Source organism: Streptomyces regalis (genome assembly GCF_001509475.1).
Classification (GTDB): Bacteria; Actinomycetota; Actinomycetes; order Streptomycetales; family Streptomycetaceae; genus Streptomyces; species Streptomyces regalis.
This window is the reverse complement of sequence record NZ_LLZG01000381.1, coordinates 37,141-47,264: the sequence shown is the minus strand read 5'-3', so window position 1 is coordinate 47,264 and position 10,124 is coordinate 37,141. Positions and strand designations below refer to the sequence as shown.

The 10,124-nt window shown below is 71.8% G+C and carries 8 protein-coding genes and 1 pseudogene; 8 read left to right on the top strand and 1 reads right to left on the bottom strand.

All coding sequences use genetic code 11. The features are described 5' to 3' along the window. The first annotated feature begins 328 nt into the window (after positions 1-328). Positions 329-1,225: an ABC transporter permease gene (locus ADL12_RS38410; protein ID WP_079052501.1), complete on the top strand. Its 897-nt coding sequence runs from the start codon at positions 329-331 to the stop codon at positions 1,223-1,225. Between the two features lie 37 nt (positions 1,226-1,262). After that, on the top strand, positions 1,263-2,030 hold the full coding sequence (locus tag ADL12_RS38405) for an ABC transporter ATP-binding protein (RefSeq protein ID WP_062711714.1): 768 nt from the start codon (positions 1,263-1,265) through the stop codon (positions 2,028-2,030). Between the two features lie 53 nt (positions 2,031-2,083). Here ADL12_RS38405 and ADL12_RS38400 read toward each other — a convergent pair whose 3' ends face one another. After that, complete coding sequence (locus ADL12_RS38400) at positions 2,084-3,325, bottom strand: endonuclease/exonuclease/phosphatase family protein (RefSeq protein WP_062711711.1); 1,242 nt, start codon at positions 3,323-3,325, stop codon at positions 2,084-2,086. A gap of 216 nt (positions 3,326-3,541) precedes the next feature. On the opposite strand from ADL12_RS38400, the gene cyc2 reads away from it, so the two are divergent. From cyc2 to ADL12_RS38370, 6 genes and pseudogenes are all read left to right on the top strand, one after another. Next, positions 3,542-5,701 carry a germacradienol/geosmin synthase Cyc2 gene (gene cyc2 / locus ADL12_RS38395; RefSeq protein WP_062711709.1) on the top strand — a complete coding sequence of 720 codons (2,160 nt, stop codon included), beginning with the start codon at positions 3,542-3,544 and terminating at the stop codon, positions 5,699-5,701. Positions 5,702-5,881: 180 nt separating this feature from the next. Next, positions 5,882-6,337, top strand: a pseudogene (locus ADL12_RS51620) (multicopper oxidase domain-containing protein); the annotation flags it as partial. A gap of 184 nt (positions 6,338-6,521) precedes the next feature. Next, positions 6,522-7,118, top strand: coding sequence for a PDZ domain-containing protein (locus ADL12_RS38385; protein WP_062711703.1), 597 nt, complete (start codon positions 6,522-6,524; stop codon positions 7,116-7,118). Between the two features lie 72 nt (positions 7,119-7,190). Beyond that, entirely contained in the window at positions 7,191-7,820 is a 630-nt protein-coding gene (locus tag ADL12_RS38380; RefSeq protein WP_062711699.1) for a LysE family translocator, read from the top strand. Positions 7,821-7,940: 120 nt separating this feature from the next. Next, a complete protein-coding gene (locus ADL12_RS38375; protein WP_062711696.1) occupies positions 7,941-9,068 on the top strand; it encodes an aminopeptidase P family protein in 1,128 nt (375 codons plus the stop codon). 61 nt (positions 9,069-9,129) lie between these two features. Further along, positions 9,130-10,083, top strand: a complete 954-nt coding sequence (locus ADL12_RS38370) for an aminoglycoside phosphotransferase family protein (RefSeq protein WP_062711693.1) — start codon at positions 9,130-9,132, stop codon at positions 10,081-10,083. Positions 10,084-10,124: the final 41 nt, after the last annotated feature.

The following is a 10,124-nucleotide window of genomic DNA, read 5'->3' as shown; positions in this document are numbered from 1 at the left end:
GCCCGGCAGGGGGAGTGGTACCGAAGGGGGCGTCGGGTGACGTGAGCGGGGATGGGGAGGGTGGCCTGGGCGTGTGGGTTGCTGTGCGGGGTGGAGTGCTTGGTGTGGGCGCGCGGCGTGTGATGGCGCGCGGATCCCGTGACGTGGGCGCTCGGCCTTCGCGGACGGGCGCGCTGCGTGACGCGGGCGTAGGGCCTGCCCCGCCCCTGGTGGCCGCTGTGCCGGTGAGCTGTCCCGGGGCCGCGCCCGTGACACGCCTCCCGTCTGCCGGACCGACGCCTGTCGAGCACCCCCGGCACTTCCCGCATCATGCTGCGAGGAGCGCCGAATGAACCTGCCTCCCACCACCGCCTCCGAATCCGCCGGTCCCCCCGGCCGACGGCCGGCCGCCGCACGCCCTTCCCTGCTCCCGCCCGTCGTACGCCGCACCCTGGCCCCCGCTCCCGTACGCCACGCCCTGCTCCGCTGGCTCGTCCTGGCCCTGGCCGTGGCCGTCTGGCAGTCGGTCGCCCGGGCCCACGGCAGTGTCTACTTCCCGCCGCCCGCCGAGATCGCCCGGCACGCGCGCGACCTGTGGTTCTCCGGCCCCGCACGGCACGCCTTCCTCACCGAGGACGCCGTGGCCGACATCCTGCCGAGCCTCGGCCGGATGGCCGCCGGGTTCGGGATCGCCGCCGTCGCCGGGATCGCACTCGGCATCGCGGTCGGCCGCTCGCGGCGGGTGTACGCCCTGTGCAACCCCGTCCTGCAGTTCGCGCGTGCCGTCCCGCCGCCCGCCCTGGTCCCCGTCTTCGTCGTGATCCTCGACTTCGGTGCGCCGATGCAGATCGCGTCGATCGTCTTCAGCGCCGTCTGGCCGGTGCTGATCAACACGGCCGAAGGGGCCCGCGACACCGACCCGTTGCGCATCGAGGTCGCCGCCGTCCTGCGCCTGACTCCCACCGAACGACTCCGCTTCCTGATCCTGCCCTCCGCACTGCCCCGAATCTTCGCCGGCCTGCGCCTGAGCCTGTCGCTCTCCCTCATCCTCATGGTGTTCTCGGAACTGCTGCCCGGCACCGCCAACGGCATCGGCTTCACGCTCACCGACGCCCAGTCCCGCTCCGACCTGCTCACCGTCTGGGCGGCGCTGGCCCTGCTCGGCGCCCTCGGCTACCTGCTCAACACCGGCCTGCTGGCGGTCGAGAAGCGGCTCGTCGGCAGAGGGAGGACGACGACCGTATGACCCGTACGCCCGCCACCACCTTCGCCGAGGGACATCCATGCTCCGCCTAGACGCGGTCGGCCGGTACTACGGCGACCACCAGGTCCTGCACGACATCACCCTCACCGTGCCGGACGGCCAACTCCTGTGCGTAGTGGGCCCGTCCGGCTGCGGAAAGTCCACACTCCTGCGCACCATCGCGGGCCTGTTACCGGCATACGACGGCACGATCACCTTGGACGGCACCCCCGTGCGGGGCGTCCCCGACAACCTGGCCGTCGTCTTCCAGGACTACGCCCGCTCCCTCTACCCCTGGCTCACAGTCCGCGAGAACGTGGCGCTCCCGCTGCGCCGCCGAGGCCTGCCGAGAGCGGAACGCCGGGCCGAGGCCGACCGCATCCTGGCCCGGGTCGGCCTCACCGACACGGCCCGCCGCCACCCCTGGCAGCTCTCGGGTGGCATGCAGCAACGTGTGGCGATCGCCCGTGCCCTGGTCTGCCGACCCTCCCTCCTCCTCATGGACGAGCCCTTCGGCTCCCTGGACGCCCAGACCCGCGAGGACCTGGAGGACCTCCTCCTGGAGGTCCACCGCACGGACGGCGCGACGATCGTCTTCGTCACCCACGACATCGACGAGAGCGTGTACCTGGGCGACCGCGTCGTCGTCCTCTCCCCGGGGCCCGGCGCGAAGGTCGTCCTGGACCTGCCGGTCCAACTCCCCGGCACCCGGGACCAGATCACCACCCGGGGGCTGGCGGAGTTCGTCGCGCTGCGGTCGGAGGTGGGGCGGGCGGTACGCAACAGACCCAGCCCGTCCGGAGTTTGAGGACGAGGCCCCTTCGGGGGCGAGGGACCGCGCCCGCCCCATGCCGCCGTCGCTCACCCCATGCGCACGTCCTGCCACACCAGCCGGTGATCGGACGTCGGCACCGTCGTCCCGTCCCCCACCAGCCGGTACAGCGGGTCGTCGGACGTCGGCCAGAACACACCGTTCGCGCCCGGTATCAGCCCTCTGGACGGCAGGACGTAGTCGACACGCAGATTCCCGGGAGCGGTGTCGCCGAAGTCGGAGGTGTCGTACGCCGGGTCGCCGAGGTGGGAGGCGTTGGCACCGCCCTGGAGCTTCGCGGCCTCCACGCCGCCGGCGCTGGCCGGGGGAGTGGCCGGGAGGTTCACCGCCGGGTGGTCGAGCAGCTGCCGTATGGCGTGGTCGTAGCTGTCGCCGTCGTACGGATCGGCGTTGTTGTCGCCCGCGATGACGAACCGAGCCCCGGGCCGCAGCCCGCCGCGCACGCCCTTGTCGTCGTAGAGGTAGGAGCTGCGCCTGCGCCCGCCGATGTAGTCGGCCCACAGCCGGATCTCGTCGTGGTTGCGGCGGCCGTTGCGGTCCTCGGTGCCGTCGAAGGTGGGCGGGGTCGGGTGCGAGACCAGGAAGTGCACGGTGGAGTGTCCGATGCACACCGGCACGTCCCAGTGACTCTTCGACGACAGCCGGAGGATCGCGCGGGCCTCGTCGCTGTAGTAGCCCGGGGGCATGATGTGGCCCGGCATGTCCTTCCACAGGAAGCGCTGGAAGGTCCGCACCGCGCGCGTGTCGATCGGGTACTTCGACAGGACGACCATGCCGTACTGCCCGGGGAACCAGCCGTAGCCGTACGCGTCCTGACCGTACGCGTCCGAACCGGGCGTCGTGACCGCGCCGTTCTTCCCGTCGAGGTCCACACCCGTGGCGACGCCCGTGTTCACCGGGCCGGTGAAGTGGTACGGGAAGCGGATCGGCTTCGCTCCGCCCTGGCCGACGGACAGGTAGTTGCGCAGGAACAGGCGGACCGCCTGCCCCTGGTCGTCGTAGTCGAACTCGTTGATCAGCAGGATGTCCGGGTCGACCCGCTGGATGGTCTCGGCGGCGTTGCGCGCCTGGGCGTTGTCCGGCGTGGACAGGTCGCTGATCAGCGCGCCCTGGGTGGAGCGGTTCAGCGAGGCGTTGAACGTGGCGAACCGTACGGACCGGCGGCCGTGCCGCTCGGCCGCCGAGGCCGGGAACGCCGCGGTCGTGGCCAGTGCCGCCCCGGCGAGAGAGGCGAGCGCCGTGCGGCGGGAGAGAGATCCGGTGTGGTTCATCGAAGCTCCGGAGAGGGAGAGGAAGGGAGAGGAAGGGAGAGGGAGCGAGGAGGAGGGGGACACAGGGGAACACGTGAGGCTCGAAAAGTCTGCGCGCGTAGAGGTGAACGCCACAAGGCCCCGCGAGAACTCCCGGATTCACCCGCGATTCACGCGATGGTGTGATCATGTCCCGCGCGGTGGATGCCTGTTGGGGCCCGGGGGTAGGGCCCGGCCATGACGCAGCAGCCCTTCGAACTCCCGCACTTCTACATGCCGTATCCCGCGCGACTGAACCCACACGTGGACGAGGCGCGTGCCCATTCAGCCGAGTGGGCGCGCGAGATGGGCATGCTGGAGGGATCCGGGATCTGGGAGCAGGCCGACCTGGAGGCTCACGACTACGGCCTGCTCTGCGCCTACACCCACCCCGAATGCGACGGCCCCGCGCTCTCCCTCATCACCGACTGGTACGTGTGGGTCTTCTTCTTCGACGACCACTTCCTGGAGATCTTCAAGCGCACCCAGGACCGCGCCGGCGGCAAGGCCTATCTGGACCGGCTGCCCCTGTTCATGCCGATGGACCTGTCGACCCCGATGCCCGAGCCGCAGAACCCGGTCGAGGCGGGTCTCGCCGACCTGTGGACGCGCACCGTGCCCTCGATGTCGGCCGACTGGCGCCGCCGTTTCGCCGTCGCGACCGAGCACCTTCTCAATGAGTCCCTGTGGGAGCTCTCCAACATCAACGAGGGGCGCGTCGCCAACCCCGTCGAGTACATCGAGATGCGCCGCAAGGTGGGTGGCGCCCCCTGGTCTTCGGGTCTGGTGGAGTACGCGAGGGCCGAAGTACCCGCGTCCGTCGCCGAGTCGAGGCCGCTGCGGGTCCTGATGGAGACGTTCTCGGACGCCGTGCATCTGCGCAACGACCTGTTCTCCTACCAGCGCGAGGTCGAGGACGAGGGCGAACTCAGCAACGGCGTCCTGGTGCTGGAGACCTTCTTCGGCTGCACGACGCAGGAGGCCGCCGACACCGTCAACGACGTCCTCACCTCCCGGCTCCACCAGTTCGAGCACACCGCCCTCACCGAAGTCCCCGCCCTGGCACTGGAAAAGGGGCTCACCCCTCAGGAGGTCGCCGCGGTCGCGGCGTACACCCAAGGGCTGCAGGACTGGCAGTCCGGCGGCCACGAATGGCACATGCGCTCCAGCCGGTACATGAACGCGCGCGCCGAATCCACCGCGCCCTGGAAGGCTCTGACCGGTCCTGGCACCTCCGCCGCCGACGTCGGCGCGCTGCTCGCGGCGGCCGGCGCCGAACGCCTGCGTGCCTACACGCACGTGCCCTTCCAGAAGGTGGGCCCGTCCCGACTGCCCGACTTCTACATGCCCTTCCAGGTGGAGCTCAGCCCGCATCTGAACGCCACCCGAACCCGCCTCACCGGGTGGGTGCACCGCATGGGCATGCTCCAGGAGGGCGTCTGGGACGAGGACAAGCTCGCCGCCTACGACCTCCCGCTGTGCTCGGCAGGCCTCGATCCGGACGCCACACCCGAGGCCCTCGACCTCAGCGCCCAGTGGCTCGCCTGGGGCACCTACGGCGACGACTACTACCCCCTCGTCTTCGGCCACCGCCGCGACCTGGCCGCCGCCCGGCTGACCACGCAACGCCTGGCCGCCTGCATGCCCCTCGCCGGCGAGGAGGCCACCGTCCCGCTCAACGGCATGGAGCGCGGACTCGTCGACCTCTGGGCCCGTACCACGGCGGAGATGACCCCCGAGGCACGGCGTGGCCTCAAGGACGCGGTGAACGTCATGACCGAGAGCTGGGTGTGGGAACTGTCCAACCAGCTCCAGAACCGCATCCCCGACCCGGTCGACTACCTGGAGATGCGCCGCGCCACCTTCGGCTCCGACCTCACCCTCAGCCTCTGCCGGATGGGCAACGGCCCCGCCGTCCCGCCGGAGGTGTACCGCAGCGGACCCGTCCGCTCGCTGGAGAACGCCGCCGTCGACTACGCGTGCCTCCTCAACGACGTCTTCTCCTACCAGAAGGAGATCGAGTACGAGGGCGAGATCCACAACGCGATCCTCGTCGTCCAGAACTTCTTCGGCATCGACTACCCGACCGCGCTCGCCGTCGTCCACGACCTGATGACCCAGCGCATGCAGCAGTTCGAGCATGTGGCCGCGCACGAACTGCCCATCGTGTACGAGGACTTCGGGCTCTCGGACGAGGCGCGCGAGGCCATGGGGAACTACGTGGTCGACCTCCAGAACTGGCTGGCGGGCATCCTGAACTGGCACCGCGAGGTCGACCGCTACAAGGCCGAGTACTTGTCCCGCCGCGCGCACGGCTTCCTGCCGGACCGCCCGCCGGCCGTACCCGTCCTCAGCTGACGTCCCGCACCCGCGCTGTGGTCTCCTCGGCGAGCTCTCGTACGCCGCTTGCGGCGTTCTCCGAGAGCTCGCCGAGTATCGCGTCGGCGGTCGGTAGGAGCGCGCGGGCCACTGCAGTGCGTGATCGGTCATGTCACAGAACGTAACAGCGGCCACTGACAACGGACTTGCGGCCTCCCTACCAAGACCTACCGGCGCACGGCCCGGACGTTCAACGACGGCCTCGGCTTCACCGTCGCCGAGGGCAGCCACGAGCAGTGGAGCTTCCTCAACCTCGCGCCGATCGTCCACCCCATGCACATCCACCTGGCCGACTTCCAGCTGCTGGGCCGGGACGCCTACGACGTCTCGGGCTTCGACCCGGCGGTGGGCTGAACCCGCAGTCCGATCCGGCACGACGCCGGCACGCCGATCCCGCCGGCGCCCAATGAACTCGGCCACAAGGACGTGTTCCGGGTGCCGGGGAACCAGCTGCTGCGCGTCATGGGCAGGTTCGACGGGGCGTACGGCCGGTTCATGTACCACTGCCACCTCCTCGAGCACGAGGACATGGGCATGATGCGGCCCTTCGTCGTCATGCCCCCGGAGGCGCTCAAGTTCGACCACGGCGGCCACGGGGAGGGACACACAGGCTGACGCACAAGGCTCGCGCCCGTACCCGGACGACCGGACTACCGGGCGCGGGCGCGAGCCGTCGCCGGACGTCGTGTTCCTTGCCGTGACGCCTATGGCTTCCCTGTCTTGACCACTGGTCAGTCTCACTCGATCGTGGCTCGTTGTGCGCCGGTGCGCAGGGTAGTCACCAGCCGGAGGCGATCCGATGGAACAGACTGCGTTGCGACCCAAGCCCATGCCAGGTCAGCGGCCCGGCGACGGTGCCAGGTCCGACCACGGCGCACGGCGCCCGCACGCCGCGCCCCACCGCCGCGGCCAACGGCTCGCGACCTTTCTGGCCGCCTTGATCGTCGGGACGGTCCTGGTCCTGTCCGGGGTGGGACTCGGCACGGTGGGGGCCACGGTGATCGGCATGAGCAAGCTCGCCGAGCTGCAGCGGCAGACGGGGCAGGGCGCCCCGGGAAGCCCGGCACCCTCGGCGGACCGCGGTTCCTCGGCCCCGTCGTCCCCCACGCCGGCCTTGTCGCAGGCTCCCGCCGCCGCGACCCTCGGCGTGGAGGCCGTGGACGCCGAGAAGGTGGGTGCCCTCGTCGTCGGCGTCCATGTGCCCGGCCCGGGATACGCGGCCGGCCTGATCCGGGGCGACCTGATCCTCGCGCTGGACGAGACCCGCGTCGACGCGGCCGCCGATCTCGCGCGCGCCGTCGCCGAAGCCCGCCCGGGCAGCGAGGTCACCCTGACGGTGCGCCACCGCAGCGGCGGCTACCAACAGCTGACTGCGGTCCCGGGCGTCGTCACCTGACCACCTCGCATCCCCTGAGGGAGTATGCGAAAACCACTGGTCACCTTCCGCCGACAGGGCCACGATGACCCCATGCCGACCACCCTCATCGCCTTCCTGGGGGCCTGCACCCTCGTCGCCGCCTCGCCCGGCCCCAGCACCGTGCTGATCATCAAGCAGTCGCTGCACAGCAGGCGCTCCGGATTCCTGACCGTGCTCGGCAACGAGACCGGCGTCTTCCTCTGGGGTGCGGTCGCCGCGTTCGGCCTGACCGCGCTGCTCACGGCCTCCGAGATGGCGTACGACGTGATGCGGATCGTCGGCGCGGTCGTGCTCGTCGGCTTCGGCGTCCAGGCGCTGCGGCAGGCGCGCCGCGCCAAGGGGACCCGGGACGACGCGGAGGACGCATGGCAGGGCACGCAGAAGAGTGGCTGGGCCTCCTACCGGGGCGGGCTGCTGCTCAACCTCGCCAACCCCAAGGCGGCCGTCTTCGCGATGTCCTTCCTCCCGCAGTTCGTACCGGAGGGCGCCCCGCACCTGCCGGCCATGATCGGCCTCGCCGCGCTCTGGGCGATCTACGAAGTCGGCTACTACGGCCTGTACGTGTGGTTCGTGGGCCGGCTGAAGAACGTGCTGTCCCGCGCGGGTGTGCGCCGGCGCCTGGAGCAGGTCTCCGGAGGAGTGCTGCTGCTCCTGGGTGTCCGCATGGCACTGGAGGGCTGACGCCATGCCCGACCGGCCGTACGGAAGATCCGCCGAAAGCCCCGCCGACCGGCTCGCGCCGCCACCTCGGTCCGGGCAGGATGCTGACCGTAGTCCTTTCACGCGCACAGGGAGGCCCGGATGACCGGCACCGCACCCGCGCCCTTCACCGCCGACGACTACCGGGGCCGTAGGGAACGTGCCGCGCGGGCGGCAGCGGACGCCGGACTGGCCGGCCTCCTGGTGGCCCCCGGCCCGGACCTGGTGTGGCTCACCGGCTACGCGCCCCCCGCGGAGACCGAGCGGCTCACCCTGCTGGTCCTCGTCCCCGGCCAGGACCCCGTCCTCGTCGTCCCCGCCCTGGAGGCCCCGGACGCCGCGAAGGCCGTCGGCATGCCCGGCCTGGCCCTGCGCGACTGGACCGACGGCAAGGACCCCTACGCCGCCACCGCCGCCCTCCTCGACGCGAGCGGCCGGTTCGGCATCAGCGACAACGCCTGGGCGATGCATCTGCTGGCCCTGCAGAAGGCGCTGCCCGGCACCTCCTACGCCTCCCTCACCGACGCCCTGCCCATGCTGCGGGCCGTCAAGGACAGAGCCGAACTGGAGCTGCTGGCGGCCGCGGGTGCGGCCGCAGACGCAACGTTCGAGGAGATCCGGAAGGTTCCCTTCGGCGGCCGGCGCGAGTCCGAGGCCGCCGCCGACCTCGCTCACCTGCTGCGCCGCTTCGGACACTCCCAGGTCGACTTCACCATCGTCGCCTCCGGGCCGAACGGCGCCAACCCGCACCACGAGGTGGGCGACCGCGTGATCGAACGCGGCGACATGGTCGTCCTCGACTTCGGCGGCCTGAAGGACGGCTACGGCTCCGACACCTCCCGCACGGTCCACGTCGGCGAACCCACCGAGGAGGAGCGCCGGGTGCACGACCTGGTGCGCGAGGCCCAGGAGGCCGGCTACCGCGCCGTACGGCCCGGCGTTGCCTGCCAGGAGGTCGACCGGGCCGCCCGCGCGGTCATCGCGGAGGCCGGGTACGGCGAGTACTTCATCCACCGCACCGGGCACGGCATCGGCGTCACCACGCACGAGCCGCCGTACATGATCGAGGGCGAGGAGCAGCCCCTGGTGCCCGGCATGTGCTTCTCCGTGGAGCCCGGCGTCTATCTGCCCGGCCGCTTCGGGGTGCGGATCGAGGACATCGTGACGGTCACCGAGGACGGCGGCCGGCGGCTCAACGACACGACCCGCGAGATGGTCATAGTGGACTGATCCGGTGACCGATCCCGGAGCAAGGAGCCCCCGTAGACCCCCGAGCGACAACGGCGCGACCATGACCCAGGCACCGACACCCACCGCGGACATCGTCCGCCGACTGGTCCGTTCCCTGCTCAAGGACGGCGTGGACGACTCGGCCGGCCCCGAGGTCCGGCCCGCCGCCGCGGGCGCCGAGCCCGCCACCTGGTGGGTCGGCACCCGCCATGTGCTGCGCCTCGCCCCCGACCGCGCGGCCGCCGCCCGCCAGCGCCGTGAGCTGCGGCTGCGCGACCTTGTCCGTCCGCACGTCTCGGTCGCGGTGCCGACGAGCGTCGCGTACGGGGAGTGGGCGCCCGGGCTGACCTACACCCTGGACAGCAAGGTGCCCGGCGGGGCGGGCGGGGAGCACGACGTGTCCGCCCTCGGCGAGGCCGACCTGGCCGGGCTGCTCACGGGGCTGCGCGAGGTCCCGGTACGGCAGGCCGAGACACTCGGCGTGCCGCGCGCGGCGCCGCGCTCCTTGGAGGCCCTGCGCCGCGCCGCCGAACGCGCCGCCGCGCGCCTGGCCGAGGCCGACGAGTTCGACGCCGCCCGCCTGCGCCAGCTCACCCAGCCGGCCGCCGTACAGCTCGCGGCCCAGCCCGGCACCGCGGTCCTCGTCCACCACGCCCTCACCGGCGACCACCTCGTCGTCAGCGTCGACGGCCGGGTGCGCGGCGTCCTCGGCTGGGCCGACACCGTCCTCGGCGACCCCGCGGAGGACATCGCCGGCCTCGCCCTCGCCGTCGGCTCCCCGGCCGCAGTCCGCGCCGCCACCCTCGCCGGCTACGGCGCCCGCCCCTGCCTGCGTGGCCTCTGGCTCGCCCGCTGCGACTCGCTCGTCCGCCTGGCGGACCGCCTCGACGGCAAGGGCGAGACGCCGCTCCCGCTGCTCAGGGTGCAGCTCGGGCACGCGTGGGAGGCGATCCTGCTGGAGCGCGTGACGGAGTTCAGGGAGGACGAGGGGAACGAGGCGGACGAGGAGTTGTAGGGGCGGACACAGCTGACGCAGCGGACGCAGAGGTGCACGCG